At 63.2% G+C, this 26,432-nt stretch carries 23 protein-coding genes and 1 pseudogene; 15 read left to right on the plus strand and 9 right to left on the minus strand.

The annotated features are described in order from the left end of the window. The first annotated feature begins 10 nt into the window (after positions 1 to 10). Positions 11 to 1,006 (plus strand): tripartite tricarboxylate transporter substrate binding protein, encoded by a 996-nt coding sequence (locus tag IM708_RS13815; protein WP_209427161.1) that lies wholly within the window; start codon positions 11 to 13, stop codon positions 1,004 to 1,006. Between the two features lie 311 nt (positions 1,007 to 1,317). Here IM708_RS13815 and IM708_RS13820 read toward each other — a convergent pair whose 3' ends face one another. The 6 genes from IM708_RS13820 to IM708_RS13845 form a co-directional block, all read right to left on the minus strand. After that, a complete protein-coding gene (locus IM708_RS13820; RefSeq protein ID WP_209427162.1) occupies positions 1,318 to 2,022 on the minus strand; it encodes a GntR family transcriptional regulator in 705 nt (234 codons plus the stop codon). Between the two features lie 143 nt (positions 2,023 to 2,165). Next, a complete protein-coding gene (locus tag IM708_RS13825) occupies positions 2,166 to 2,942 on the minus strand; it encodes an SDR family oxidoreductase (RefSeq protein ID WP_209427163.1) in 777 nt (258 codons plus the stop codon). Continuing rightward, positions 2,939 to 4,312: an MmgE/PrpD family protein gene (locus IM708_RS13830; RefSeq protein WP_209427164.1), complete on the minus strand. Its 1,374-nt coding sequence runs from the start codon at positions 4,310 to 4,312 to the stop codon at positions 2,939 to 2,941. Before IM708_RS13830 ends, IM708_RS13825 begins: the two co-directional genes overlap by 4 nt. 27 nt (positions 4,313 to 4,339) lie before the next feature. Next, positions 4,340 to 5,143 carry an N-acyl homoserine lactonase family protein gene (locus IM708_RS13835; protein WP_209427165.1) on the minus strand — a complete coding sequence of 268 codons (804 nt, stop codon included), beginning with the start codon at positions 5,141 to 5,143 and terminating at the stop codon, positions 4,340 to 4,342. Positions 5,144 to 5,161: 18 nt separating this feature from the next. Then, the gene (locus tag IM708_RS13840; RefSeq protein ID WP_209427166.1) at positions 5,162 to 5,941 is read right to left on the minus strand and encodes an SDR family oxidoreductase; all 780 of its coding nucleotides are present in this window, start codon (positions 5,939 to 5,941) and stop codon (positions 5,162 to 5,164) included. A gap of 29 nt (positions 5,942 to 5,970) precedes the next feature. Continuing rightward, positions 5,971 to 6,876 carry an NAD(P)-dependent oxidoreductase gene (locus IM708_RS13845; protein ID WP_209427167.1) on the minus strand — a complete coding sequence of 302 codons (906 nt, stop codon included), beginning with the start codon at positions 6,874 to 6,876 and terminating at the stop codon, positions 5,971 to 5,973. A 171-nt stretch (positions 6,877 to 7,047) separates the two neighbouring features. On the opposite strand from IM708_RS13845, the gene IM708_RS13850 reads away from it, so the two are divergent. The 7 genes and pseudogenes from IM708_RS13850 (at position 7,048) to IM708_RS21320 (ending at position 14,207) form a co-directional block, all read left to right on the plus strand. Continuing rightward, a complete protein-coding gene (locus tag IM708_RS13850) occupies positions 7,048 to 8,085 on the plus strand; it encodes a TAXI family TRAP transporter solute-binding subunit (RefSeq protein ID WP_209427168.1) in 1,038 nt (345 codons plus the stop codon). Positions 8,086 to 8,155: 70 nt separating this feature from the next. Continuing rightward, positions 8,156 to 10,138 (plus strand): TRAP transporter fused permease subunit, encoded by a 1,983-nt coding sequence (locus tag IM708_RS13855; protein ID WP_209427169.1) that lies wholly within the window; start codon positions 8,156 to 8,158, stop codon positions 10,136 to 10,138. A gap of 46 nt (positions 10,139 to 10,184) precedes the next feature. After that, entirely contained in the window at positions 10,185 to 11,117 is a 933-nt protein-coding gene (locus tag IM708_RS13860; protein ID WP_280860594.1) for an NAD(P)-dependent oxidoreductase, read from the plus strand. Between the two features lie 67 nt (positions 11,118 to 11,184). After that, positions 11,185 to 11,598 carry a carboxymuconolactone decarboxylase family protein gene (locus IM708_RS13865; protein ID WP_209427171.1) on the plus strand — a complete coding sequence of 138 codons (414 nt, stop codon included), beginning with the start codon at positions 11,185 to 11,187 and terminating at the stop codon, positions 11,596 to 11,598. 46 nt (positions 11,599 to 11,644) lie between these two features. Beyond that, positions 11,645 to 12,973, plus strand: a complete 1,329-nt coding sequence (locus IM708_RS13870; RefSeq protein ID WP_209427172.1) for an MmgE/PrpD family protein — start codon at positions 11,645 to 11,647, stop codon at positions 12,971 to 12,973. 26 nt (positions 12,974 to 12,999) lie between these two features. Further along, positions 13,000 to 13,444: pseudogene (locus tag IM708_RS13875) on the plus strand (peptidoglycan-binding protein); the annotation flags it as partial. 421 nt (positions 13,445 to 13,865) lie between these two features. Beyond that, positions 13,866 to 14,207: an ArsC/Spx/MgsR family protein gene (locus tag IM708_RS21320; protein ID WP_245243193.1), complete on the plus strand. Its 342-nt coding sequence runs from the start codon at positions 13,866 to 13,868 to the stop codon at positions 14,205 to 14,207. A 247-nt stretch (positions 14,208 to 14,454) separates the two neighbouring features. Here IM708_RS21320 and IM708_RS13885 read toward each other — a convergent pair whose 3' ends face one another. Further along, positions 14,455 to 15,657 (minus strand): crosslink repair DNA glycosylase YcaQ family protein, encoded by a 1,203-nt coding sequence (locus tag IM708_RS13885; protein ID WP_209427174.1) that lies wholly within the window; start codon positions 15,655 to 15,657, stop codon positions 14,455 to 14,457. Positions 15,658 to 16,052: 395 nt separating this feature from the next. Between IM708_RS13885 and IM708_RS13890 the strand changes: the two genes are divergently transcribed. The 5 genes from IM708_RS13890 to IM708_RS13910 all read left to right on the plus strand — a co-directional run bounded on the left by IM708_RS13890 (position 16,053) and on the right by IM708_RS13910 (position 20,846). Further along, positions 16,053 to 16,535 (plus strand): phasin family protein, encoded by a 483-nt coding sequence (locus IM708_RS13890; RefSeq protein WP_245243194.1) that lies wholly within the window; start codon positions 16,053 to 16,055, stop codon positions 16,533 to 16,535. 958 nt (positions 16,536 to 17,493) lie between these two features. After that, entirely contained in the window at positions 17,494 to 18,555 is a 1,062-nt protein-coding gene (locus IM708_RS13895) for an alpha/beta hydrolase (RefSeq protein WP_209427175.1), read from the plus strand. 607 nt (positions 18,556 to 19,162) lie between these two features. Beyond that, on the plus strand, positions 19,163 to 19,684 hold the full coding sequence (locus IM708_RS13900) for a hypothetical protein (protein ID WP_209427176.1): 522 nt from the start codon (positions 19,163 to 19,165) through the stop codon (positions 19,682 to 19,684). A 130-nt stretch (positions 19,685 to 19,814) separates the two neighbouring features. After that, positions 19,815 to 20,519, plus strand: a complete 705-nt coding sequence (locus IM708_RS13905) for an LrgB family protein (RefSeq protein WP_209427177.1) — start codon at positions 19,815 to 19,817, stop codon at positions 20,517 to 20,519. A 9-nt stretch (positions 20,520 to 20,528) separates the two neighbouring features. Then, entirely contained in the window at positions 20,529 to 20,846 is a 318-nt protein-coding gene (locus IM708_RS13910; RefSeq protein WP_209427178.1) for a hypothetical protein, read from the plus strand. A gap of 585 nt (positions 20,847 to 21,431) precedes the next feature. Here IM708_RS13910 and IM708_RS13915 read toward each other — a convergent pair. After that, complete coding sequence (locus tag IM708_RS13915) at positions 21,432 to 22,373, minus strand: CAP domain-containing protein (protein ID WP_209427179.1); 942 nt, start codon at positions 22,371 to 22,373, stop codon at positions 21,432 to 21,434. 298 nt (positions 22,374 to 22,671) lie between these two features. Between IM708_RS13915 and IM708_RS13920 the strand changes: the two genes are divergently transcribed. Both IM708_RS13920 and IM708_RS13925 read left to right on the plus strand, forming a co-directional pair. After that, positions 22,672 to 24,060, plus strand: coding sequence for a transposase (locus IM708_RS13920; protein WP_209427183.1), 1,389 nt, complete (start codon positions 22,672 to 22,674; stop codon positions 24,058 to 24,060). Then, on the plus strand, positions 24,057 to 24,512 hold the full coding sequence (locus tag IM708_RS13925) for a hypothetical protein (RefSeq protein ID WP_209427180.1): 456 nt from the start codon (positions 24,057 to 24,059) through the stop codon (positions 24,510 to 24,512). Before IM708_RS13920 ends, IM708_RS13925 begins: the two co-directional genes overlap by 4 nt. Positions 24,513 to 25,683: 1,171 nt before the next feature. On the opposite strand, the gene IM708_RS13930 is transcribed toward IM708_RS13925, so the two are convergent. Further along, positions 25,684 to 26,301 carry a hypothetical protein gene (locus IM708_RS13930; protein WP_209427181.1) on the minus strand — a complete coding sequence of 206 codons (618 nt, stop codon included), beginning with the start codon at positions 26,299 to 26,301 and terminating at the stop codon, positions 25,684 to 25,686. Positions 26,302 to 26,432: the final 131 nt, after the last annotated feature.

Raw genomic sequence — 26,432 nt, forward strand, 5'->3', positions numbered from 1 at the left:
GGAGGACACAATGTCAACAGTTGCAGAACTGACCGCCACACTTGCAAAGAACGCCGTCGCAGGCGGCGCCATCGCTGCGGCAGCGCTTGTTGCGCTCGCCGGGCAGCCCGCTCAAGCACAGGATTGGCCGCAGGAGGACATCACCATAGTCGTTGCCTATCCGGCAGGCGGCGGAACAGATGCCGCAATCCGTGCGATGGTCGACATCCTGAGCGAACAATTCGGACAGAACGTGCTGGTCCGGAACGTCGGCGGCGCCGGAGGCGGTGTGGCCGCAGCTCAGGTGATGCGCGAAGATCCAGATGGCTACACGCTACTTGCTACCAATTCGACCTCGATCACGCTCGCGCCACTGGTGGAGCCGACCGCCTACAGTCTCGAGGATTTCGAGACCGTGGCCATTCTCGGAGAATTCCAGAACGCGGTCTTCGCGAACAACGACAAGCCTTTCGACACCCTCGACGAGGCAATCGAGACGGTCAAGTCCGAGAACCGGCCGCTTTCCTTTGCCAGCCAGTTGGCCATCGACCGGTTGCTGATGCAGTACATCGCGCGGGAACGCGGGATCGAACTTCTGCCGCTGCCCGTCAGCGGTGGAGCTGGTGCAACGCAGGCGGTCTTGGCCGGTGACGTGGATCTTTCCTTCTCGGGCGGCTCTTGGGCACCACTGGTCAACGCGGGCGATGCAAAGGCGCTATTTGCCGCCTCGCACGGTCGGCTCGCAGTCATGCCGGACCTCGTCTCGATGGAGGATCTGGGCTTCGAGTTCGGCGTGACAAGCCACATTTCGCTTCACGCTCCGGCGGGCACTCCGGAAGAGGTCCTGCAAGCGATCTCAAACGCCTTTGAGCCCGGGGTGAAGGGTGAACGGGCGCAGAACGTGGGTGAAGCCCGTTCAATGGACATGACCTTCAGGGGCCTTGAGGAGGCGCGTGAAGTCATCGCGAACGAGCGAGCGACTTACGAGGCAATGCTTGAAAGCCTGGGCGAGGCAGCCGACGACTGATCGCGAAGCGCCCCTCCACCCGGTCCCAAGAGTCAGGGTGGGGGCTAAGGAAACTTTGGCGCGCTGCTCAGTCATTGCAGCGCGCCAGCTTTACGGGAACAGAAACCGATCATTGCCGTGCCCCGAAGTTTGGCGGGAGCACCGCCGAAATTCCAGATTTTCGCTTGGTTGAGCGTGCAACAAGAGGCAGCGTCTCAACCGTTTGACAGCAGCCGGCGACCCGATCTCTGGTGAGGTCGAAGAGACTGCTTGATCCTCCGTCGGCCTGAATCACGCTCGGAGGATGGAAGCGACGGCTCCATCGCGACCGCTCAGGGCTTCGCTGCCTTCTTGCCGCTTTCCTCAGTAATCAACGGTATCGCTGCGGCGGCGGCCTTGGCAACGTGGTCGCGCGCCAGTTCTTCCGCCCGCGGCTGATCGCGGGCCAGCAGCGCCTCGACGAGCGCGGTAAGTTCGGCGACGCTGTCCTTGATTCGACCCGGCGCCTTCAACGACGTTGCACGCAGAAGAGTGATGCGGGCATTGAGCATGTAGAGGCAGCTTCCCAGCGCTTCGTTGTTGGTCCCGCGGACGAGGCAGTCATAGAAATTGTTCTTCGCGGCCAGACGCGCCTGCGGATCTGCGTTGCGCCGTGCGGCACTTCGGATACCGGCGAGCGCCGTAACTAATGCTTTGCGTTGATCCTCGGTTGCATTCTCGATGAAGAGACTACAGGCGAAACTTTCGAGTTCGCTGCGAAGCTGATAGATGCCGTTCGCCTGCTCGGACGTTATGCGCGCCACGAATGGCCCGCGATGGGGCTCGACGGTTACGACCCCCTCGGATTCGAGCTGGCGCATCGCTTCGCGCACGAGCGTGCGACTTACGCCGGTTAACTCGCAAAGTTCCCGCTCGGGAAGATGATCGCCGGCCTTGAAGCGACCAGTCGCGATGGCAGTGCGAATACTCTCGGTCACCGAATGACGCAAAGGAGCAGCGACGCGCTCGACGCGAAAACTGGAATCGGATTGTGACATGTGCGAGCATACCCTTTCAAGCAAGGCATCGGGAACAGCAGCGAAACTATACGTCGCTCGATGGCTTTTTCGATACCATAATAATACAATAGCCTGCTTCGGCTGCAAAGGCTACCGCCTCATCCTGTGGTGTCATAATCGCGTCAGCGGGCGAGCCAGCCGCCGTCTACCGGTATGATGGCGCCCGAGATATCACGCCCAGCATCGCTGCACAGAAAAGCGACCATCGCGCCCACGCTTTCGGCGGCGACGAACCGGCCCATCGGATTCCGTTCCGCGGCGTAGCTTTCCGCCAACCTCTCGAAATCGGCGCCGGTTTCGTCGGCCATGCCGCGGATGCGGCCCAGGATCGCCTCCGTTCCCACCGATCCAGGGCAGACGGCATTCGCCGTGATCCCGCTCTTCGCGCATTCGATGGCAAGGGCGCGCGTCATGCCGAGTAGCGCCGTTTTCGTTGTCACATAGTCGATGCGGTTCTCTGCGCCGCGATACCCGTAATAGGACGCGATGTTGACGATGCGTCCCCAGCCGCGATCCTTCATTCCGGCTATGAGCAGCCGCGCCAAGTGGAATGGCGCGGTCAGGTTGACGTCGAGGGCGCGTTGCCAGCTGTCGGGGTCGAATGTGTCGACCGGCGCGAAATGCCGGACCACGGCATTGTTCACGAGAACGTCGATTGCGCCGAGCCGCTCCTCTATGGTGGACACCAGCGCCTCGATCCGGTCGCGGCGGGACAGGTCGGCACCAAAATACTCGGTGTGGATATCGTGGCGTTGGGCGAGTTCGCCCGCGATCCTCTCGCCCTCGTCTTGCGGCGCGAGTCCGTTGAGAGCCACTCTGTAGCCCGCCGCGGCCAGGCATTCGGCGATGGCAAGGCCAAGCCCGCCGACCGATCCGGTGACGAGCGCAGTGCGGGTCATGGCGCGGCCGCAGCCATGCGGACGATGACGGCGGCGTCTGGTGCACTGTCAATCTTCCAGAGCGCGGCAATGAGTCCCTGAATGTCGCCCTTGAATCCGGCGGCCTTCGCCGCGGTCGAGAGTTTCGTTTCGAGCGCGCCATCGGTAAGCGGGCGCGCGCGCGACCCAGCGGCGTGGTCGATCTGGCGCCCGATGCGTCGCCCGTTGCTCAGATGGACCGTGATCTCTATGGAATCGATGCCGTGAGCATCACTGTCCGTGAACTCGATCTCAGGCCGACCGGCGGCCAGCGTCGCGGCGGCCGCGGCATCGCCGAACTCCGCCAGTCCGGCGGTTCCACGTAGAAGGGCGATCGCCACCGCATGCTGTGCGCTGACCTGGGTTTCGCGACCGGTCGCGGCGTCGGCGCGATCGGTGCGCTGGCGCAGAAGCGGATGGCCGGTAAGTTCGATCCGGGCGACATCGGGCAGGCGAAGGCCGTCCGCTTCCCGCATGTCGAGCACGGCTTCGATCACCGGGTTCAGCACCACGCCGACGGGATAGGGCTTGTAGGTATTGCTCGCCGCTTCCCAGTGGCTGCCGAGAGCGGCGGTCAGCGCGTCGATGCGCGGCGCGTCGGCGTAGACGCGAAGGTATCCGCGCGTGCCTGAAAGCGGCCGGGCAGGGCCGGTCAGTCCCTGTGCCGCCAGAAGGGCCGACATGAAGCCAAGCCGTGCCGCATTGCCGACACTCACGCTTTTCGCCATCGTCCCCAGCGTCTCGACCAACCCCGCCGATTGCGCTGCTGCTGCCGAGAACGCGTGGCGCATCCGTTCCGGCGAGAGACCGAGCAGGTGGCCCGTTGCCGCAGCCGCGCCAAAGATCCCGCAGGTCGATGTGATGTGCCAGCCGCGCGCGTAATGCTCGGGCGACATGGCGTTCCCTATGCGGCACTCGACCTCACAGCCGAGGATAAAGGCGCGTAAAAGGTCGCGCCCGGCGACGGGCTTTCCCGTCTCGGACCTGGCTTCGGCCAGGGCGAAGAGCGCCGGAAAGACCGGTGCCGCCGGGTGTATGATCGTGGCCTCGTGCGTGTCGTCGAAGTCGAAGATGTTGGCGCCGGCGCCGTTCAGGCATGCGGCGAGCGCCGGATTGGTGCGCTCGCCCCGCCCGATCAGCGTGCAGTTCCCCGGTGCGGCGAAGGGCGCCTCGGTCTCGAGCAGGATCGAGATCGCCTCCTCTGCACACCCGGTGAAGGCGGTGGCGAAGATGTTGACGAGCGAGCGCCGCCCTGAATGCAGCAGGTCCTCGGTCAGATCCGCATGGCCCAGTTCGGCAGCGAATGTGGCCAAACGGTCTTCGGCTGCTCGATCCTGGGCCGGTCGGTTCATCTTGTTACTCCTGCTCAAGGGGCGTGGTCAGATCTGTCGGGGCGGCGCGTCCAGACGCGCGACCATGCCCTCGAATTCCTGGGAGGGGGCTGGGTACAGCGCCATAACAAGTGGGTCGTGGCCCGGGATCACGTGATCGGGGCCATCGGCCAGGGCGTGGATGCGGCGGAAACCTTCGAGCATCTCTATCGCGTTTGCGACAATCGGGAATGGCCGCCCGCCATGCATGTTGGCGTAAAGATGAGACGCGTCCGAGGCGATGACCACCCAGCCGCGCCTGGTAAGGACCCGCACCGCCTGGAGCCCCGACGTATGTCCACCGATCCGGTGGAGGCTGAGTCCCGGCTGGATCTCGGAATCGCCGTCGTGGAAGTCGACCCGGCCTGCATGAACGTGACGCACCATCGTCACCACGTCTTCGACTTCGAACGGTCGGGCGAATTCGGCGTGGCACATGCAGCGGCCGGTCGCGAACGCCATCTCGCTGTCCTGAAGGTGAAATCGCGCTGATGTATAGTCGCCCAGCGTGCCGGCGTGATCGAAATGCAGATGCGTGAGGACTACGTCCTCGATTCGATCCGGTGCAATGCCGAGGCGGTGCAAGAGCGCCGCAGGCGGATGCAGCACCTGCCGATTGCGTCGGGCTCCGACCTCTTCCGAGAAGCCGGTGTCGATCAGCACTACGCGATCGCCGCGCCGTGCGACCCAGACAAAGTAGTCCAGATCCGAACCCTGATCATGCAGGTCGCCGCCGATGAAATTCATCGCATCCGTGCGCCCCGCATGGTGGCCGTAGCGTAGGGCAAAGAGTTCGAAAGGTTCGACGGTCATGAGGGAACCCTCCTGTGTTCAGATGCCGGGTGTCGCGCCGCCGTCGACGACGAAACAGGCGCCGTTGACATAGGCGGCGTCGCGCGAGCAGAGGTATCGGACCATGTTCGCGATGTCGTCGGGCTGACCATAGGCGGCTATGCCGAGTTCGCCGCGCATTGCTTCCTTCGCGGCATCGCGTGTCAGGCCGTGGCCTTCGGCATAGGTATCGATCCGTCGGGACAGCCTGTCGGTTTCGATATGACCCGGGCTGACGACATTCACCCGGGGCCCGTCGAGACGCTTGGAGATCGCCTTGGAGAAGTTGATGACAGCGGAATTCACCGGGCCACCGATGGTGAAGCCGGGCTCAGGTGTGTGGGCGCCAATGCCCGAGATGTTCACGATTGCCCCCTTGCGCGTCACCAGCGGTTCCCAAGCGGCGCGGCAAAAGCGAACCATGGCATGATACTTCAGCGCGAACCCGTCCAGATGCTGTTCGTCCGTCAGCGCAAGAAAGTCGCCTCGGGCAGTGGCGCCGGCATTGTTGACCAGCGCATCCAATCCACCGAACTGCGCAACCGCCTGTTCGACCGCCTTCACGGGCTCCTCGGGTGCCCGCAGATCGCCGGCGAGGACCAGCGTATCGGGCGCCCCTGCGCTCTTCGCCTCGGCCGCGACCAAGTGAAGCGACCGCTCGTCGCGTGCGGCAAGCGCCACCGCAAATCCGTCGCTGGCAAGAGCCAGCGCGATTGCCCGCCCGAGACCGCGGCTCGCCCCGGTGATCAGTGCCGCCCTTGCCTGCGCTTCCATTCGCATTCCTTCTCCTTGGGGGACGATGGGGTGCGTCAGCGTGCCGCCGCGCCCTTGACTTCCTGATGGCCCCATTCCTCGATCACGCGAACGATCTCGGTCAGATCAACGTCGGGGCCGAGGTGATCTCGGGTGATGTTCAATAGTTGGCGCACCGCGCTGCCGATGACCATCGGAACGCCGGTACGGTCGGCCAGTTCGAGGCAGAGCCGCGCGTCCTTCGAGGACAGCTTGATCGGCATGCCGAAATCGAAGCTGCGGGTCAGTACATGCTTGGGAAACTTCGACGCCGTGGCAGTGTTGCGGCCCGAGCCTGCGTTGAACACCTCGAGCATCATGTCGCAATCGAGGCCGCATTTTGCCCCGAGGACCATCGTCTCAGACGTGATAGCGAGCGCGCAGGTGGACATCAGATTGTTGAGCAACTTCATAGTCTGACCCTGGCCCGCCGCGTCGCCCACAAGGAACACCTTGCCCAGATGCGTTAGCGCGGGAACGAGCGCCTCGGCGGTCGCGGTCGGCCCGGCGAGCATCAGCGCCAACGTGCCGTCCTTCGCGCCCTCCTCGCCGCCGCTGATCGGACAATCGAGAAGCGTGCGCCCCAGGGGCGCGATGCGCGATGCAAGTGCGCGGGCCACGTCAGGGCCGGTCGTGGACAGATCCACGATCACTGCGGCGCCTTCGACATGGACCAGTCCGGAAGGTCCGCAGATGACATCTTCCACAACCTCGGGTGTTGGCAGAGAAAGCATGACAACGGGCGCCTGCACCGCAGCCTCCTGCGCCGAACCAGCGACCAAAGCGCCTCGCGCCGCCATGGCGTCGCGGCGGGCTGGCTGCGGATCATAGCCGACAACTCGATACCCGGCGTCGATCAGGCGGCCGGCCATGGGAAGGCCCATGGTGCCAAGCCCGACGAAGGCGAAATCGTATACGCTCATTGGTCCACCGCCCGCTTGCCAGATGAACGTAGTATTAGCATCATACGATCATGCCTTGTCAACCAGCACTCCCGGCGCATCGGAAATTTTGTATGACGATAGGATTGCATACTGATACTACGGTCGCTATGCTCTGCTTCGATCGGTCAGGGAAAAGGGAGGGAAGATCAAATGGCAGGAAGACATACGCTCGCGTTCAAGATCGCCGCCGCGACGGGGGCGGCTTCGCTCTTCATAACTGGCGTTGGGGCGGCCGCTGCGCAGGAGCAACTTGGCAGTTCCGACTGGGACTACGAGATCGTGCTCGGCGGCGGATCTGCGACCGGCAACAGTCGCATCCTCGTGAGCGCACTCGGTCGAATCCTGACTGAAAACATCGAGGGCGTGCGTGCCACCGGCGCTGTCGTCCCTGGCTTCGACGCCGAAAGCGCGATCCATACCTATAACAGGACGATGCACGGGGGCGTCGGAACGCCGCTGATCATCGAGAACGCAACAAAGGGGATCGAACCTTTTCCGGCCGAAGGGATCAACCTGAAGTTCTGGTTCTCGCACAACGAGGTACCGCTCAACATCCTTGCCCGCAGCGCCACGGGTTTCACCTCGGTCTCTGATCTGCATGGCGCAACCGTTGCCCTCGCGCCCGCAGGTACATCGAATTACCTGCTCTCGCAGATCGTGTTCGAGGCCAACGGCGTTTCACTCGATGAGGTGAACATCCGCTACATGGATACGTCCGAGGCGATCTCGCAGCTTCAGAACGGCACGATCGACGCAATGTCTTACGTTCGCGACTATTCGGGCGCGGTACTGGAACTGACGACGGCACGCGACGTGACGCTTTTGCAGTCCGGCTCGGAAGCATCGGAGCAGATCGCTGAACAGGTTCCCTGGGCGGGGCCGGTCGATTGGCCGTTCCTCGAGCAGTATCCCAATATGCAGGTGCCGGAGCCGCAGCAGGTCTTCGTGGCGCCGGAGTTCATGTTCCTGTCAGGGGATCTGCCGAACGATCTGGTCTACGCAATGACCCGGGCCGTCTGGGAGAACATCGAGATCGTCAATCGCTCGTCCTCAGTCTTCGAGGAGGTGAACCTTCAGGACGCCATGAAGCGCGTGCCGATCGAACCGCATCCCGGTGCGCTGCTCTACTACAAGGAAATGAACGTACCTGGCTGGGAAGACTACGAGCACCTTCTGCCTGAAGAGTGACCTGCGCGGCCCGGCCGGCGCCACGACGCCGACCGGGCCGGGTTGAGCCAGTTCCAGACGGGCACGCCACATGATCGCTGAGACCAGACCAGACGCGGGCAGAGCAGATCCGGCCCCTCCGCCCCGCGGACCTGACCCGGAGGCGCTTGCGCGCGCCTCTGCCGAGGAATTCACGGACCCCTATTATGACCAGGGCCGATGGCGCCGGGCGCTGGTCGGTGCGCTGGCACTCGGCCTCTTTCTCTATCCAATGTACGCGGCCTTCTTCGGCGGTCCGCCGGCGCTCGTGTTCCGACCGACCTACCTTCTGATGATCATGGCGGTAGCGTTACTGACTCTGCCGTCCCGAGTCTTCCATCCGCACTCGGTGGGCGAGTGGTTCCTGAATGGCGTTCTCGTCGCGGGCGGGGTGGCCTGCGTGTGGGTCGCGACCGTCTGGCTGAACTACGCGCTCGTCTTCCAGCTCTCCTGGATCGCGAAGGCCGGAAGCATCGCCGTCCTGCTCGGTGCGATGGAGATGACACGTCGCACGGCGGTTCGTCCGCTGAACTACATTGCGCTGCTTGCGATCGTCTACGCGCTGTTCGGCTACCTGTTGCCGAACCTGGTCGGCCATGCCGGCCTGTCGGTCGACCGGCTGCTCTGGAGCCAGGTATTCTCCACCGATGGGCTGTTCGGAACGCCGCTGGCTATTGGTGCCAGCTATATCGGGCTTTTCGTCTTCTTCGCCGCACTCCTCGACGGGAGCGGCGGCGGCCGGAAATTCATGAATTTCACACTTGCGCTGGCGGGCCGCTTCCGCGGCGGGCCGGCAAAGGTCGCCATTCTGGCCAGCGCTCTGATGGGCATGATGTCTGGTAGCGCGGTGACCAATATTGTTACCACCGGCGTGATCACCATTCCAATGATGAAGCGCGTGGGATATCGAAGCTCCTTTGCCGCCGGGGTCGAGGCGACCGCTTCGCTCGGGAGCCAAATCACTCCGCCGATCCTGGGCGCAACCGCCTTTCTGATGAGCGAGATCACGGGCTACCCGCTGATTGCCATCATGGGGTTGACGCTCGTGCCGTGCCTCCTGTTCTACTTCTGTATCTTCGCGCAGGTGCATCTGGCTTCCTTGAAGGACAACATCGCCAGCATTGATCCCGGCGAGCTGCCAGACTTGCGCAGATCCTCGATCGAGGTGCTCCCGTTCTTCGTGCCGATAATCGTGCTCGTCGCATTGCTCTGGCAGCGTTACTCGGCAGATTATGCAGTGACCATGGCGATCATGTCGTTTGTCGGCGTCTGCCTGATCGGCGGCGAGACCCGGCGCTCGCTGATGGCAAACTTCATGGATTCGATGCGTCAGGGCGCCCGGACCTGCGTTCCACTGGTTGGCTCGCTGGCAATCGCCGGCGTCATCATTGGCGTGCTCACGATGACCGGTCTTGGCGACCGGCTTTCCTATCTGATTGAGCTCATCTCGCGGGGGAACCTGCACGTGATGATCGTGATGACGGCGATCACCTGCATGTTCCTGGGAATGGGTATGGTGACCATCGGGGCCTATGTACTGGTTGCAGTCACGGTGGCGCCGCTGATGGTCGACCAGGGGATAGAGTTGATCGTGGCACACCTCTTCATCTTCTATTTTGCGGTGATGAGCGCGATCAGCCCTCCTGTCATGGTAGGGGTCTTCGCGGCGGCATCCATCGCCGGGGCCAACCCGATGCGCACGGCGTTGCACGCGCTGCGCCTGTCGATCGTGGGATTCGTCGTGCCCTTCATCTTCATCTATGAACCCCGCGTCTTGATGATCGGTGGCGTTACGCCCGAAGGCCTCTTCCTGCTGGCCACGACGGTGCTGGGTACGGGCGCCCTCGCGATCGGCTTCGAACGGTTCGCGCTCTTTCGGCGGATACCCGTCTGGCACGCCTCCCTCTACATCGGGGTCGCGGTCCTGACCCTGATCCCTACGCTGGTCATTAGCCTGGTCGGGCTTGCCGGCTTGAGCGCGCTCATTGCCGCCGAAATCGCATTGCGGGCACGAAACCGGGGGTCGGAGGCATGATGGCCCGACCCCACCCGATCAAATTGAAATCTAAGGAGAATGCAAGATGACGTCCGATACGGTTGGCCTCGTCGGGGTCGGAATGATGGGCGCGCCGATGGCTGCCAACATCGCCCGTGCGGGTATCGACCTCGTGCTCTGCGACGCCGATACCGACCGGGCCAAGCGGGTGGCCGAGGAAGTGGGCGCGCGCGCAGCTACCGATCCGGCGGGAGTCGCCCGGCAAGCCGGCCGGATAATCACGATGCTGCCGAACAGCGCTGTCGTCGAGCAGGTCATCCTGGGCGCGGGCGGTCTCGCCGAGGCCGCGCCGTCCGGAACGCTCCTGATCGAGATGAGTTCAGGCGATCCAAGCGTTACCCGCAACCTGAGCGAACGTCTCGAGGAGAAGGGGGTCCGGATCATGGATGCGCCCGTGTCGGGCGGCGTTCCACGCGCGATCAGCGGGCAGCTTACCATCATGGCAGGCGGCAAGGCCGAGGATTACGCGGCGGCCGAGTCCCTCTTGTCGGCGATGGGCACCCCAACGCATGTCGGCATTCTGGGGGCCGGCCAGGCGCTCAAGGCGCTGAACAATCTCGTGTCGGCGGGAGGCTTCCTGATCGGGATCGAGGCTCTGCTGATCGGCCAGAAGTTTGGCCTGGACCCCGCCCTGATGATCGACATCCTGAACAGCTCGTCGGGCATGAACAATAGCACCAGGAACAAGTTCAAGCAGTACGTCTTGTCGCGCGATTTCGATGCCGGCGGCTTTTCCCTGTCCCTCATGGCCAAGGATGTGGGAATCGCGATGAAGGTTGCCGAGAGCACCGGGACACCCGCGCCCTTGTCGGCGCTTTGCCGCGAATTGTGGGCGACCGCGTCGAAGGTGCTGGGACCAGGTGTCGATCACACTGCGATTGCCCGCATGTCTGAATACTTCGCTGGCGCCGAACTGGCGTCGGACTCCGTACCGCGCAAGCCCGCAAAGGCCGACTGACCAGTCCGGGTCCGGGGGGCGCGTCAATACTCCCGAGGCACCAAACACAGCAAGGAGAGAGGTTCCCATGTCGATCAATCCCGAGAAAGAAAGCGAACTCTTCCGCAAGGGTCTTGCGATCCGCAAGGAAGTCCTGGGCGCTGCCCATGTCGAGAAATCGCTGGCTTCGGCCGACGATTTCACCACCCCTGTCCAGCGACTCGTCACGGAATATTGCTGGGGCGAGATCTGGGGTCGTCCGGGACTTCCGCGCGAGATGCGCAGCGCAATCAACCTTGCAATGCTGGCGGCACTGAACCGCCCGCATGAGATTCGCCTGCACGTTCGCGGCGCGCTCAACAACGGAATGAGCCGCGAGACCATCCAGGAGATCATCCTCCAGGTCGCCATCTACTGCGGGGTGCCGGCGTCACTGGATGCAATGAAGGTCTGCACCGAGACATTCCGCGAAATCGATGCGGAGAGGGCGGCGGCCGAATGAGGCGCAAAGGCACAGCGATGAAATTCCAGACAGCAAGGTAAACAAGATGGACTCTCTGAGCAGCACCCTTGCGCGTGCGATCGTTAGCAGCCGCGCCGAAGACCTGAACGAGGCAACCCTGGTCGAGGCGCGGCGGGCCCTCGTCAACTACCTGGGATGTGCCCTGGGCGGCGCTGGCCATCCGGCGATGGACATCGCGTTGCGCGCGCTTGGCCAGTTCTCGGGGCCAAAGAATGCTGCGGTACTGGGCCGCCGCGAAGAGACGGACATGTCGCTCGCCGCGTTTCTGAACGGAATCTCAAGCCACGTGCACGACTACGACGACACTACTCCCAGCAACTACATCCACCCGACATCGCCGGTGGCCTCAGCGCTCTTTGCCTATGCTTCGGTCCGGCCAGTCTCGGGGCGTGACTTCATTCATGCCTTCGTTCTGGGGTTCGATACGGTTACGCGCATTGGCGATGCAACGTACCCGGCCCATTACAAGGTTGGCTGGCACAGTACCGGATCAATCGGCATTTTCGGCGCAGCGGTGGCGATAGGTCGCTTGTTGGGTCTCGACGAGAAAGGGATGCTCTGGGCGCTTGGTTTGGCTGCCACACAGTCGTCCGGAATCCGCGACAACTTCGGATCGATGGCGAAGGCCTTTCATCCGGGCGACGCGGCGCGAGGTGGCTTGCAGGCAGCTTTCCTTGCGCGAGAAGGCTTCACCACGGGAACGACACCACTCGAGGGTCCGCGCGGTTTCGCTGCTGTCACCGCCGGCGGACAATTCGACCATACGGGCTTTCTTGACCGATTGGGCACCCATTTCCGCTTCGAGGGAAACACTTACAAGCCCTATCCCTGCGGAATCGTGATACACCCTACGATCGAGCTTTGCAGCAGCATTCATGCCGAAGGTGTCGATCCGGCGCGCATCGCCGACGTGGAATGCCGCGTCGCGCCGCTGGTGCGCGACCTGTGCGACCAGCGACCCGACAGCGGGTTGCAGGGCAAGTTTTCGATTTACCACGCGGCGGCCATCGGATTGGTTCGTGGTCGGGGAGGGCTGGATGAATTCACTGATGAGGCTGTGGCCGATCCGGAGCTCTCGTCGATGCGCGGCAAGGTGCGTGCGACGCCCGACCCGTCGATTGGGGAAGATGCGGTAAAGGTCATAGTGCGACTGGATGACGGCCAAGAGATCGAGCGGTTTCTGGAAGGCTCTCTGGGCAATTTGAGGTGCCCGCTCAGCGATGCACAGCTCGCAGAAAAGTTCCTCGGTCAGACGCAGGGGATAGCGGGTGCAGACATACATGCGCTCCTCGCCCGTTGCTGGCGCATCGACGATGAGCAAGACGTTGGGGACTTGGCCAGGAGCGCGCGCTGAGAAACATGGGGATCTGCTACTACTTCCGACATGGCGTCAGGGCGGAATTTATCACGGCGATCTGGGGGATGGAAAGCCTCTACGGCGAACGGCGGGGGGACGTGCCGGTGATCTCGGCCACCTCCACACTGGCCTTAGACGGGCGGCGCGGCCGTTTCATCGAGCAGCAGCTGGTCACGGCGCTGAGGATCATGCAGGACGGGGACATTCCAGCCGCGCGCATGACCGGCAGTTGGGCGGGCGGCCGACCGGATCGGCAGGGCCGGGCCGTTGCGTGGTGGTTTCCTGCACGATGCCCACGGGCTGACCAAGGCGGACTGGATCGCCTTGCAGCAACGGCTCACGGCACGAGGATTTGATATGCAGGGTGCGGACGGGGTGATCGGCCGCAACATCGAATGCGCGATCCGCGCCTATCAGGCCAGCCGGAGCCTGCCCGTAACCGGAACACCATGGCATGAACTGCTGTAGTACCAGCGGCGAGAGGCTTTGACCCCGGCGGGCGATTCCCATTTCTGCCAGCGTGTGGTTCACTGCTTGCGAGGCAGGGGGGATCATCATGGCAGTCGCGATTCCGCGAATGGAGCTTTCGGCGTCGGGCCTGCGTCGGTAAGCGGCGCGGACGAAGGATGCGCGGGCATTGCGCCGGATGCTGGGGCTGGCATTGGTGCTGGAAGGCAAGTCCCGGACCGAGGCGGCAGAGAGCTGCGGGATGAATCGACAGACCCTACGCGACTGGGGGCATTGCTACAATACCGAGGGTCTGGCTGGGTTTCTCAACCGGCCGCTTACTGGGCGACAGCCGCGGCTTTCCATCGCATGTACCGGGATCTGGTTGCGCTCGAGGCCTGGATGGATGATTCTGCAAGATCATCGCCAAAGAGGTTGCCGCATGATGATCTACGGGTTAGGCACTTGCGCGGTCTGCCAGAAGGCGCGTGCCGCATTGAATGCCGAGGGCATCACTGTCACCTTTCGCGATATCCGGGCTGAACCTCTGAGCGAGGCTGAACTGGCCGAGCTGCTTGCAGAGTTCGGGGACCGCTTGGTCGACAGGAAATCAAGCGACTTCCGGGGGCTGAACAATTGGCTGAAGAACTCGGAGGCGGAGGCCCAGATCGCGGCCCAGCCCAAGGTGATGACCCGCCCGGTCATCCGCGATGGAGATACGCTCTACCTGGGCTGGGATGAGGGCGTTCGGGAAGCCTTGCTTCGCAACCGACACCATGGGTAGAAGATGGCCGCGCGGATCATCGTGCCGAGCTTCGCGGCCGGGTCGTGCAAGCGTAACGCCGTTTTCTGGTCGTAGAGCGAAGCTGGTCCGCATGTCGAGATCATCGATGATCATGGCCGCCTGCAAGGCGCACCGCTCATCCTGGCGCCGGCATTCGGCAAAAAGGGGGGGGTAAAAATTGGTTCACTGCGACCGCAGGATCGAGCAGGCTTTTTGCGGCGTTGGTCATGCGGGGTGAGCGCTAAGGTCATGCTTCCCGCAGCCAGCCTTGGGAATAGCGGACCTCGTCGACCCCCGCCAATCGCGCCAGCCGGGTCAGCTCCGCTTCCAGCGCGGCTCGGCGTCCTGCGCCCATTATTGTCCTGGCTTCGGGCCAGAAGGCGCTGACGTGCAGCGTTGCTGACGAACGCCTTGCATCGACCCGTCCAATCAGGCGATCGCCCTGCATGATCGGGAAGACATAATATCCGTATCGCCGCTTCGCCGCCGGAACGAAGACCTCGATCCGGTAGTGAAAGCCGAAAAGGCGCTCGGCCCGGGCCCGGTCGCGCAGCGCCGGGTCGAAGGGCGACAGAACCCGGACGCGCGTTGATGGCCTGGGCAGCGAGGCGACGAGGTCGAGGAGCCCCCGGGTCGAAAAGCACCGCCGTAGGCTGCCATCCACCATTTCGACATTCAATTCGAGGATGCGCCCGCTGGCGAGGGCGCGGACGCACCAGTCCTTCGCCTCATCCCGGGTGACGATCGCGAAGAAGGCTGCGAGTTCGCCGGCCGTGCCGAAGCCCAGGCGATCCAGAGCCGCGCTCATCGCCCAGTCGACGATCTCGTCATCTTCCCTGTGTGCGTTCAGGTATTGCGACGGGATGACCCGTTCGCTCAGGTCGTAGAACTTGCGGAACCCCCGGCGATGGCAAATCGCCAGCTGCCCGGAGCGCCACAGGTATTCGAGCGCGGTTTTCGACGGGTGCCAGTCCCACCAGCCCGAGCTGGTCCTTGCCTCGCCCTCGCCGACATCGCGCGACGAGACTGCGCCGTGATCCACGATTCGCCGCAGGACGGTGTCGATCTCCGAGCGCCAGCCTTCGCGTCGCCATTTCGGCCAGTGCCGCCGCATCCGTGCCTCGTCGCGAATGAACTTCAAGCGCCAGAAAGGGTAGAATTGCATCGGTATGACCGCGGCGTCATGCGTCCAGTGCTCGAAACCGCTGCGATGGCGGGCAACCATGTCGTCCAGAGCCTGCGGACGATACCGCCCGCGTCGCGACCACAGGATCAGGTCGTGTGAACGGGCGAGCGTATTGACGCTGTCGATCTGCACGAATCCAAGATCAGTCAGGACGCCCGCCAGATCCGCCCCGGTACCCGGCCCGGACCCGGGCCGCAGCAACAGATGCCGATCGAGAAACAGGCGGCGCGCCTGCGTGTTCCTGAGGAGTGGTAGTTGGGTCATGAGTGCGTGCCGTTGGCCGATCACACCCCGATCTACCCACACCGCCGATCGGGCATCAACCTCATGAGCACTCGAAATGCGCGGACCGCTGGGGGGTGAATGCCGTCCTCCAGTGCCGCAGGAGGCGCTCCAGGTCCTGCGGCCGTCGACCTTGGCGATCCGCGAGGGCCGACGGAACGCGTCCACTGTGATGCGGCCGTCGGAAAATCCAATCTCGTAGGCGATCAGACCCAAGGCTTCATTGCTGCGACGCGGTGCTGGCAATGGTCGTGGCGTGGATGTGCGGATCGAAGGAGCAGATCTCGAGCGTAGGGCTTGTAATGCTGCACCGCAGCATCAATATGGAGTTCAAGCACGCATCCGGGACATCCGGACCAGATTTAAGGAGATACCCCTTGGCCAAGAATGACATGAGCAAGACGATGAACGACTTTTTTGGTGGCTTCCCCATCAATATCCAGTCGATGCAGGATTCTTTCCGCACCCATGCCCAGCTGGCCGAGCGGATGAGCAAGGTTTACCTGAAGGCTGCCGAGAAATCGGCTGATATTTCCAGCAAATGGACCAAGTCGGCCCTCGCCGGGATGAGCAAGGTCTCGGCCGTCAAGGAAGATCCGTCGGAATACGCCAAATCGGTGACCGACTTCACCTCCACCTCGGTCGAACTGGCCTCCGAGCACATGGCCGCCTATGGCGAGGTCGCCAAGCGCGCGCAGGCAGAAACCGTCGAAGTGATGCAGGCTGCCGGGAAAGACATGTCGGCTGAAGCCTCTGCCGCGATGCAGAAAGCCACCAGCGACGCAGCCTTGGCCAGCAGGAAGGCGACGGATGAAGTGACCGCCGCGGCCAAGAAAGCCGCTGCGCACAGCGCGAAGTAAGCGGTTTCGAGCGGGGATACCCGCTCGTTTCTCAAGAGTTCCCGGCGCCTCCCCGCCGGAATCGCAGGACGGGCGCATCTTCGGGTGCGCCCGTTTTCGTCTGAGCCCGCTTTCTGGGCGCCTGGAACGCGGCGGGTTTGCACAGGGCACGTTCTCCCGTTGGGTCCGGCGAGGTCTCGGCGCGGCGTCCTCGGGTCTTCAAGCCCTCGGTCATGCGCCTGGTTCTTCGCCGCGATCGTGCAAAGCGGTCGATCCTGCGCCGCGGCCGCGTCGTCCGTGCCGGTCTCGTCCGGCAGGCCGTCAAGCCAGCGGACGGTCTTCGTCCTGGGGCGGGAGCTCGCCTCCCGACCCTGCGCGTCTGGCGGGGTTGTTGCCTCAGGGCGTCATCCACTGACGTCATCGGAGGCGGGGGGGGCGCCGCGGCAGAGGTGGCGACCCTTGGCTCTTGGAATTGCGTAAGCCTCTTTTGCGCAGCCTTCAGGGCGCGCGACAGGCTTGCCCAATCCGTCATGAATCGTCTGTGATCGCAAGGGACGACGACCAGCTCCGCGTCGGCGATTGCGGTAGTGTTTCTCTGGCGTGTCTCGGAGCCATACTCCATGGAATGGATGTGCCTGGAGAGGAGATCCTGGTGGCGCTCGACGGCATCCCGGTGCGCGCGCCACCGGCCGTATCCGTCGTCGATCACGGCGGTCATGTTCTCGCCGAACATCATCCTCGATCAGGACGCCATCACGTGTGATCGTGACGCCGACAGTCCAAGGCCTGTCCCGACCGTTCAGCCGGGCGGAGGGGTCATTGCTTCGTGGATGCCGACCCAACCCGAAAGCTCAAGCTTCCGCAGGCCTGGAACTTCCGGCTTCTCGGGCGCCGGCCGCGGGCGTTGATCCCGGGCCGTTGACGCTCTGAGGGACACGCTATAGCATTTTGGCCTTCCCCGAAGCGAGGAGTTGGCGCCATGGCCAATAGCAGCAGGACCCGCCGTCACTGGAGTGCGCTGACCGCAGGCTGCGCCGCTATTGCGCTTTGGCCTGCTTCGGGGCTGGCGGAGACCAATGCTGCGGACATCGTCCTCCAGAGCGGCTTCGACCATATCGGGGCCGAAGTGCACATGCTCGAGCACGACGGACGCGAGCTTTTCTACATTGACGAGGGGGATGAAGACTGGCGGCCGGTCGTCTTCATCGGCGGCCTTGGCACGAGCCTTGCCGCGTTTCAGCTGACCGAGTTTGCGCGCAGCAGCCGCGAGACGCTCGGCCTGAGGATGATCTCGGTGGAGCGCAACGGTTTCGGGGCCTCGGCCTTCGATCCCACCCGTGGCTATACCGGCTACACCGAGGACGTACTGGCGGTTCTCGAGGATCTGGGCGTGGAGGAATTTTCAATCCTCGCGATCTCCGGCGGCGGCGCCTTCGCCGCCCACCTGGCCGCCGCGGTCCCGGATCGGGTGATCTCTCTCCATGCGGCGGCGGCCGTTGCCTGGACGCTGCCTACCCGAAGCGAGATCGACTGCACGCGCTCGCTCGAGGATTGGAACGACGCCAACGAGCGCTGGACGCATAACCCGATGGACTGGTGGGGCGTGCCAGGCTCGCCGGTCCTCGTGGTGCCGGGCTGGCAGTCAGCAGCCTATGCCGATGCCACGCGGGCCTTCTATCTCGGCGGTCAGCGGGGCGATCCCGGCGCGTTGAGCCGGGAGTTCACGCAGCGCTGCGATGCGGATGCCGTCGTCGACGCCTCGCGGATCTCGGCGCCGGTCTACCTCTACTGGGGCGACGAGGACACCTCCGTGCCCCTCAGCGTGATGGAAGAGTGGCAGGAGGCCGTGCCCGAGGTGCGAAAGGCGCGGGTCTACGAAGGCGCCGGCCATACCGTACAGTATGAGCATTGGGTCCAGATCATGGCCGACATGGCAGGATACGACGACCACACCGTCGTCTGTCGGGACGGCGAGACGCGCTTGGTCCCGGAGGATGAGGCTGCGGATCTTCCGCGCGATCTCTGCGCCTGGCACAACTGAGTCGGGGCGCGGCGGATGGCGGCGTTTCCCCGGCGACGCCCAGGGAGCATGGTCAGGCGCGCAAACTTGTCGTCGTCCAGCGCCGCAATAGCGCTCGCGCCGGCATTCGTGAGCGCTCGAAGCCCGGCGGTCTCGGCAGTGTCAAACTCGAGCCGCGGGGCGTTGGCGGACTTGAGAAGCCTGTCTATCAGGATATAGTCGGCCAGCTTGATCGCCTCCACCAGGGGCGCGGCGTGATCGACTTGGCCATGCATGGCCCTTCGAGCGATCGTTCGCATGAAGTGCTGGTCGGCAAGGATTCCGAGGGACGGTTCCTGCGATGGGCACCCATCGCCTCTCTCCTGTCTTTCTTTCGCATCTTTGGCGCCGCGGACGGCGAGCCAAGCTCCGACGTCAGGACGCCTTGCGCGTCCTCATAGCCTGGATGCGGTCCGGAAGTCACCGTCGCCTTTCCCGCCAGGCCCGGATGGTGCGGTTTCATGGCATTATCCGGCAGGGTCCGGGTGTTTCCCCGACCGCGTCCACTGTCCGGGCAAACGATGCTTGATCTGCTGGCCCAATAGGACGAACATGGTGTGAGACGGGGTCATTCGGGGAAAGTCGATTAATGCCCATTGTAGCCGAAAAGCCGGACACGGTTTTCACGCAGATGGCCTTGGATCTGTACAATACAACTCGGTCTTCGGACTTGCCGGCCAAGGGAGCGGGACCTTACGGTATCGACAACGCGGTTTGGGGCAATCTGATTACGCTGACCCGCGCAAAATGTCAGCAGCTGGGCGTCAATGTTCCGCCCGGCACCGCGATGACCGGTCTCTGTATTTGGGCGTCGGTCGTGGCAACCAAGTTCTTTGTCATGCGAAATTCCGCTTTGACTTCCCGTACCGTGCGGGTGAGGAAGACGGCGGCAGGAAAGGGCAGCGACCACTATTTCGTCGTGGCAAAGGACGGCGCCAACGTGGTAATCTGCGACGTTACCTGCAATCAGTTCGGAGCGCCAGACTACATTGTCGGCCGCCTGAACGACATCAAGGGCACGGCAAAGCGCTTCACAGCTTTTGACGGAACCTTGTACGAAGCCTATTCGGTTGGCGCCGCGGGCGCTGCTGCCGGTACATTCGTGGTCTGACCTGCACGGCCTGCGCGCGGACGTCGGGATGCTTCATCACGATCCAGTCCAAATCATGGCCAGATCAGAATGAGCAGTGATGCGCGGCGGTTGCGTGGGCGACGAGTCCCGCCGCCGAAGAATCACAGTCATGAACGCCCTGGTCCAAGCGGCGCTCAACCACCCGTGGTTCGGCCTCGCGGCAACCGTTGCGGCTTATGGCGTGGCAATGCGGATCAACCAGGCCTTTGGCGACCGAGCGTTGTTGCATCCGGTGCTCGTGGCCACCGTGCTAATGGCTGCTCTGCTCCACGTCACCGGCCTCGGCTACGAGGTCTACTTCGAGCAAAGCGGCCTGTTGCATGCGGCGCTCGGACTGGTCGTCATCCTGCTCGCCGTGCCGCTCCATCGCAACGCCGGGCTGATCCGAGCTTCGGGCGGCGCCGTACTCGTCGCTCTGGTGATGGGCGCGATCGTCGCGCTGGCGTCCGCGCTCGCCCTGCCGGTGCTGGTCGAGGCCTCGGTCGAGGTGTTGGCGACGCTTGGCCCCAAGTCTGTCACCACGGCCGTCGCGATCCAGCTGTCCGAGGGATTTGGTGGGAATGCCGCGCTCACCGCGCTGATCGTGATCTCGACAGGCATCTTCGGCGCGGTCTTCGGACCCGGCCTCCTGGCCTTTTCTGGGGTGCGGGACCACCGGGCCATCGGTCTCGCACTCGGGGCTGCCTCACATGTCATCGGCACCGCACGCGCCTTCCAGATCTCCGATGTCGCCGGGGCCTTCGCCACCCTGGGGATGATCCTGACTGCGCTCGCTACCACGGCGTTGATGACGATCTTCCTTGCGATCAATTGAGGAATTGAGATGTCCGCCATCCTCGAAGCCTTGATGCTCGGTGCCTTTTCGATAAGCTGGTATTGTTCGATCTGGAAAATGCTGCGCACGCGCCAGGCCGCGGGCAAGAGCCTCGGGTTCGTCCTGCTCATCTGCTTCGGATACGTTTTCGGAATCGCACCGAAGGTCGCGCTCTATCGAGATACGGGGGTCTGGTCGGAGCTGATCCTGCTCTACATCTGGAACCTGCTCGTCACCGGATTCGACGCCTATCTCGTCGTCCGCTTTACGCGCCAAGGAATTCTCCGTGCGGTGACGGCCAGGTCCAGAACGGTGCCAGGAGAATGATCCGCGCCGGGACGATCTTGCGGACTCGTGCGATTGAACTGTGGTGCCGCGGCGGGCCGGCGCGATCGGCTCGGCCATGATCCGGGTTATAGCCCTCGTTTGCGAACTCGGCGCTCCAGACCGCTGCATCGAAAAGGTTCGCGACTTCGTGCCACGCCTGCCCATCGCCTGCCTACTCGCTGCTGGCCCCGAGCTCGAGCGGGTGGTTCCTGAAGGCTGGACGATCGTCCGTGTCAGATGCGCCACGGCGCCGAGGCCGGGCGGGCGTTAGGGCGGTATCTGCGTTCGATGCTTTTGCGGCGATCGGCGGCGAACCATCGGAAGGCAGTGCAATCCCGACCTCACGGCCACCTGAGGCCCCATGCGTCGTATCTGGCGCCAACCGCGATGCACAATAGTCCCTGCATCTGTTCGACGACGGGGATGGGCTTCCATATTGTCGTAGCTGTCCTCTCCGGCTTGCCGGAGTAATATTCCACCGGTTCACTGTCCGATTTTTTTCCTCTGGGATTGACAGATACTGGCCTTGCCAAGGTGCCGAGCCTTGGAGTTTCCAGCTGGTTTTGGTCGTCGCCTCTCCGATGATCATTGACGTCCGGCAAACACCGCGACCGCAGAGAGACGCCCGTCCCCCGCGGCCTCCGCCGCAAAGCCGAAATGCGATGCGGCTTCGCCACCAAGAGACTGACTTGCGTCATTCGTGGATGACCAGTCGACGATGATGGCGGTGACATGCTCTCGCGACAATTGGGCTCCCGATCCGCCTTTGCTTGCAGTTTGCAGTGCAAGGCTGGTCCACCCGGTCGCCCCTTCCGGCAGCAGCCCGAAGACGTCCTCGGGCAGCGTCCCTGGATCGTCGGCAAGACTTTCCAGCACCCGCTCCGCGACGGTGTCCAGCGCGTCATTTTGGGCAATCGGATCAAGGCTTGCCGCAGTGCGCGCGTCGTTGATCTGCTCGAGCGCCAGTTCGCGCGCCGACTGTAGCGTCAGAGGCTGTGCGTCGCCGCCGTCGATTGCGTCCGAGCCGGGACCGGAGAATGTCTGAACGGCATAAACTGCGCTGCCTTCTCCGACGATCCCGAACCCGAAGCTGTCGTAGCCGTCCGAAAGGATGTTGTCGCGATGATCCGGACTTTGCATCCAGCCTTCATGAAAGGCGCGCACGCGATCAGCATCCGGCGGGACCGAGCAGCCTTCACATGTGGCGATATTTTCGCCGCTGAGCGCCCAGCTGCTGCCGCCCGCCACGATGAAACGGTCGAACGGGGTGTCGCCTTCAGGGGAGACGTGGTCGTGGTAGTCGCGCGCCAGCATGTCGGCCGCGTGATCTTGCGCCGCCCGGTCCAGAATGTCGCTCGGTTCAAGTCCTGAGAGACCTGCCTCGGCGCGGACGGTATTGACCAGCGTGAGCGCCTCGTTCCTCAGCGTCGGAAGATCGCCTTGCTGCTGCGCGAAGCTCGGTGCGGCTATCGCGCTGAGCACGGCGGCCGCCACAGCGCAATGCGGGATACCTGATCGCTTTCTCAAGATCGTCCCTCCTGAGTTCATGGTTGCCGACCGAAGTCCACCGGTCGCTTCGTTGTACAACGGGTGGCGATGAGTCGTGTTCCAGCAACTGCTGTCGATGAACGGCCCGTGGAGGGTGCCGAGGAGCAACCGCATCTGGGAGAAGTTGTTTTGCCTCCTGAAGTTCCTCGTTTCAAAAATTGAAGGGGGTGTCCGCAAACCGTGTTGGTCAGCTATGCGGATATTCTGTTGAAAAACTCCGGTTGTTTTGCGGCGTGATCGCTGATTCAATTCTCCTGTCTTGGCGGGGGTGACGGCGATGATGGGAGCGAGGCAACAGGTGCAAGGCGCGCTGTTCTACGACTTCTCGCTGGAAGACCACGTTCCGCAGGACCACCTGCTGCGCTCGATCGATCGCTTCGTCGACCTGAGCGGCGTTCGTCCGCATCTGGCGCCATTCTACAGTCACACGGGGCGCCCCTCGATCGATCCGGAGTTGCTGATCCGCATGCTTTTGGTGGGGTATTGCTTCGGCATTCGGTCGGAACGGCGTCTGTGCGAGGAGGTGCATCTCAACCTGGCCTATCGCTGGTTCTGCCGGCTTGATCTGACAGCGCCGGTCCCGGACCATTCCAGCTTTTCCAAGAACCGCCATGGCCGTTTCCGCGAGAGCGCACTGCTGCGCCACCTGTTCGAGACCGTCGTCGCCCGATGCATTGCCGAAGGCCTGGTGAGCGGTCAGCGCCTGGCGGTGGATGCCAGTCTGATCGCAGCAGACGCCAGCAAGCAGAACGCGACGCCACGGGAGGAATGGAACGCGCAGAGCATCGATCCGGTCGAGGCGTCGCGGGCCGTCAGAGAGTATCTCGAAGTGCTGGATCATGAGGCCTTCGGTGCGGCCAGCGAGGTCGAGCCCAAGGTCACCTCGCGTGCCGATCCGGCCAGCCAGTGGACGGCGGCTCACAAGGCGCCGGCGTTCTTCGCCTATTCCGACAACTATCTCATCGACACCGATCACGGCGTGATCGTCGATGTCGAAGGCACCCGCTCGATCCGGCAGGCAGAAGTCGGGGCGGCGCGGACCATGGTGGATCGGGTGCGGAACGTCTTCGACCTGCACCCCGATTGGCTGATCGCGGACACGGCCTACGGTTCGGGGCCCATGCTGGGCTGGGTGGTCGACCGCGAGATCGCCCCGTTCATCCCGGTCATCGACAAGTCCGGACGCACCGACGGAACCTGGAGCCGGGAAGATTTCGAGTGGGACGCGGAAAACAACCGTTACATCTGCCCTGAGGGTCACGACCTGAAGCAGTTCCGCCGCAACTATTCCGACCCGAACCGAGGGCCGTCCGGCAAGGGCGTCGCCAAGTATCGCGCGCTGAAGATGACCTGCCAGAACTGCCCGTCGAAATCGAAATGCTGCCCCAACGCCGACTTCCGCGCCATCACCCGCGAAGAACACGAGGACGCCCGTCAGGTCGCCCGAGACCTCGCGAAGACCGGAAATTACGAGATCGCGATGAAGCTCCGGAAGAAGGTCGAGATGCTGTTCGCCCACCTGAAGCGAATACTCGGCCTTGGCCGGCTCCGATTACGCGGCCCCTGCGGCGCGAACGACGAATTTCTCCTCGCCGCCACCGCCCAGAACCTCCGCAAACTCGCCAAGCTCCTCCCCGCACCCGCAGCACCGCCGGTGGCGCCATGAACAAAGGCGCGCGCCACAGTTTTCAAACCGGAGTTTCTGCCGCGCAGCGCAGAGTTTTTCAACAGAATTCGGACATTCCGGTCATTCGCTGCTCATGCACGATCTTCAGTTCGTGTTTGCAGCATTGTCGATCGGTGCTCCGCGATCAGGCGCTTGTGTTTGAAGTACCTTCGAAGAGCAAGACTTCTCCGCACTTCAGACTACTGGTTGGTACGGTCAAGGCTCTCCTCGATGAAGTTCAGAATGAAAGCTTGAACTTGCGAATCGAAGGAGAGCCAATGGCGGTTGTGGAGGAAGTTTGGTGCCTGAAAGACTACAGATTGCCACTCTTTATGCTCCGACATGAAGGCGCCGCAGTCGCCTTGCAGGACGGGCAGCCGGAACCATTGGGCGCCAAGACGCGCCATTTCGCTCAGAAAGCGCGGAAGCCTCTCGCGTTCGAGGGAGTCTGACCTGTCGCCCAAGGTTTCGAGGTTTTCCGCGCCTCGGCGGTCAGGCCGGCCGGACCTTCCGCAGCTTCCCAGTCCTCCTGCCGAAGCCCGATGCGCCGGCGCAGCTGGGCAGGATCTCGGCCGACACCGCCACAGGGTGACCGCCGTCCTCCCTCTCAGCGCGGGCTGGGGAAAGATCACCGCTGCGGTCATCATCCCACTCACGGTCCGCGCGCAATCGAGCGACGGCGGTTAGCGTCCGCTCTGGGCCAATGACGATTCCTCAGCCCGCCGGAGATTCGGGGACGGTGGGTCGGAGCTCTACCTTTTTGTCCTTTCCAGGTTTTTTGGTCACAGGAGATCGCACCATCTACTGGTAAGTCGCCCACCACACCCACCTTCAGCAAAAGGAAAAAACATGACCCCGAAATATCCTCACGTTCAAGTTCAGCTAACCGGCGAAGACGGTTCGGCTCCCGCTATCATCGCACGATGCCGCCAGGCTGCTATGCGGGCCGGGATACCGAAGGCTGAGCGCGATAAGTTCATGCGAACTGCCTATTCTGGCGACTACCAGAACGTGAATTTCACTGCATGCGAATGGTTCAACTGCACTTGAGAAATGACGAGCCCGGGCCGCGACGATACGAGGCGCAACTGCTCATCGTCCAGTCTGCGCGACTGCGGGGGCCTGCAAGCGCTCGCTGATATCCGCGCCGACTTCATCGACATCCAACGCCATATTTTCCCCTGGTCCGGCCCCGGGCGCCGGCATTGGCCCTCAAAACCCGGAGCGGACACCATTTGCCTGAAAGAATAGTCATTTGATTGCCAAAATGGCGATTGCTTGATTGGTTTAGCACCGTCTTGAACTTTGGCGTCCGTGTCCCTTCCGCCCCTGCGATCGCTCGCCCCGAACTCTCAACCGCAAGGTGTCACATCCCGAATCCGCGGCCATGGCAGTTCAGGGCATATCGCCGCGGCAGGCGCGAATGGCCGATATCGAGACCCCTCATTGCAGCGCTGCCCTCCGCCCGACCGGCAGCAAAGGGCCGGTCGTGTGGAATCCGCCCATGCTGCAACCGCGAAATTCTCGATCATCGCCGTGGGTTGTTTGAGCTCGTAGCAGTCACTGCCAATCCGAGCCCCGCGAGCGGTTTTCTGCACCACGAAAGGCAAAGGGCTGGACCCTTCAGTCCTCGTCCTTAAGCCGCGCGAAGCAGGCCTCGCAGAATCCATGGGAGATCATCGCGACGTCGCCGCCATCGCGCCGGTAGTATTCGGTGGGCTCGATCCATTCTCGCGCGCCCGTCGGCGCGCCGACCGGCCAGGCGACCCTGGCACAGATTGCGCAGAGTGTCAGGATCGCGTCGTCGTCCCGCTCCGTGACCGCTGCGCCAAACAGCGCGACGGCAGGGCGTGGCTGCGCCCTGAAGGTGATCGACTGATAGAGAAGGTGGTGCATCTGCCCGTCGCTGGCGATCGGCGTGACAGCCAGGCGCATCTCACGGCGCACTGTCGGCGCGTCGCAGCGGTAATCGATCCGAACGAGCGGGCGTGCTCCCCTGAGCACGCTGTTGAACAGGTTCGTGAACGTGGCGCGCACGGCGTCGCCGGCGAAGAAATCCGTGATCGGACGATCGAGCACGCTGCCCTTCGATCTCTCGAAAGCCGTCGGGTCCTGGGGCGGATTGTCGTCGCGGAATCGGACCCAGTTCGGCTCGCCGACCTGCTTGATGCGCAGCGCGGCATCGAGAACCATGACGACGCCGTCCATGGCGTCGAGCATGTTCTGCTGGGTGACCGGCATGGGAGCGGCTCCTCAATGCGAGATGCGGCGAAATGACAACGCGGGCTGAAACAATACCCAAGACCTCTTCGCGACTGCCGATTATCGTTTTGCGTAGAGTAGCCATGCCTTATGGTCCGCTGGCTTGGCGC

It is taken from the genome of Pararhodobacter sp. SW119 (assembly GCF_017811755.1).
Classification (GTDB): domain Bacteria; phylum Pseudomonadota; class Alphaproteobacteria; order Rhodobacterales; family Rhodobacteraceae; genus Pararhodobacter.

Excerpts from the sequence above, each read along its gene's own strand:
- IM708_RS13925 (WP_209427180.1), top strand. The coding sequence starts at position 24,057 with ATGAACAAAGGCGCGCGCCACAGTTTTCAAACCGGAGTTTCTGCCGCG.
- IM708_RS13870 (WP_209427172.1), top strand. The coding sequence starts at position 11,645 with ATGGACTCTCTGAGCAGCACCCTTGCGCGTGCGATCGTTAGCAGCCGC.
- IM708_RS13820 (WP_209427162.1), bottom strand. The coding sequence starts at position 2,022 with ATGTCACAATCCGATTCCAGTTTTCGCGTCGAGCGCGTCGCTGCTCCT.
- IM708_RS13910 (WP_209427178.1), top strand. The coding sequence starts at position 20,529 with ATGTCCGCCATCCTCGAAGCCTTGATGCTCGGTGCCTTTTCGATAAGC.
- IM708_RS13850 (WP_209427168.1), top strand. The coding sequence starts at position 7,048 with ATGGCAGGAAGACATACGCTCGCGTTCAAGATCGCCGCCGCGACGGGG.
- IM708_RS13840 (WP_209427166.1), bottom strand. The coding sequence starts at position 5,941 with ATGCGAATGGAAGCGCAGGCAAGGGCGGCACTGATCACCGGGGCGAGC.
- IM708_RS13835 (WP_209427165.1), bottom strand. The coding sequence starts at position 5,143 with ATGACCGTCGAACCTTTCGAACTCTTTGCCCTACGCTACGGCCACCAT.
- IM708_RS13895 (WP_209427175.1), top strand. The coding sequence starts at position 17,494 with ATGGCCAATAGCAGCAGGACCCGCCGTCACTGGAGTGCGCTGACCGCA.
- IM708_RS13845 (WP_209427167.1), bottom strand. The coding sequence starts at position 6,876 with ATGAGCGTATACGATTTCGCCTTCGTCGGGCTTGGCACCATGGGCCTT.
- IM708_RS13830 (WP_209427164.1), bottom strand. The coding sequence starts at position 4,312 with ATGAACCGACCGGCCCAGGATCGAGCAGCCGAAGACCGTTTGGCCACA.
- IM708_RS21320 (WP_245243193.1), top strand. The coding sequence starts at position 13,866 with ATGATGATCTACGGGTTAGGCACTTGCGCGGTCTGCCAGAAGGCGCGT.
- IM708_RS13930 (WP_209427181.1), bottom strand. The coding sequence starts at position 26,301 with ATGCCGGTCACCCAGCAGAACATGCTCGACGCCATGGACGGCGTCGTC.
- IM708_RS13815 (WP_209427161.1), top strand. The coding sequence starts at position 11 with ATGTCAACAGTTGCAGAACTGACCGCCACACTTGCAAAGAACGCCGTC.
- IM708_RS13825 (WP_209427163.1), bottom strand. The coding sequence starts at position 2,942 with ATGACCCGCACTGCGCTCGTCACCGGATCGGTCGGCGGGCTTGGCCTT.
- IM708_RS13865 (WP_209427171.1), top strand. The coding sequence starts at position 11,185 with ATGTCGATCAATCCCGAGAAAGAAAGCGAACTCTTCCGCAAGGGTCTT.
- IM708_RS13885 (WP_209427174.1), bottom strand. The coding sequence starts at position 15,657 with ATGACCCAACTACCACTCCTCAGGAACACGCAGGCGCGCCGCCTGTTT.
- IM708_RS13855 (WP_209427169.1), top strand. The coding sequence starts at position 8,156 with ATGATCGCTGAGACCAGACCAGACGCGGGCAGAGCAGATCCGGCCCCT.
- IM708_RS13860 (WP_280860594.1), top strand. The coding sequence starts at position 10,185 with ATGACGTCCGATACGGTTGGCCTCGTCGGGGTCGGAATGATGGGCGCG.
- IM708_RS13905 (WP_209427177.1), top strand. The coding sequence starts at position 19,815 with ATGAACGCCCTGGTCCAAGCGGCGCTCAACCACCCGTGGTTCGGCCTC.
- IM708_RS13920 (WP_209427183.1), top strand. The coding sequence starts at position 22,672 with ATGATGGGAGCGAGGCAACAGGTGCAAGGCGCGCTGTTCTACGACTTC.
- IM708_RS13900 (WP_209427176.1), top strand. The coding sequence starts at position 19,163 with ATGCCCATTGTAGCCGAAAAGCCGGACACGGTTTTCACGCAGATGGCC.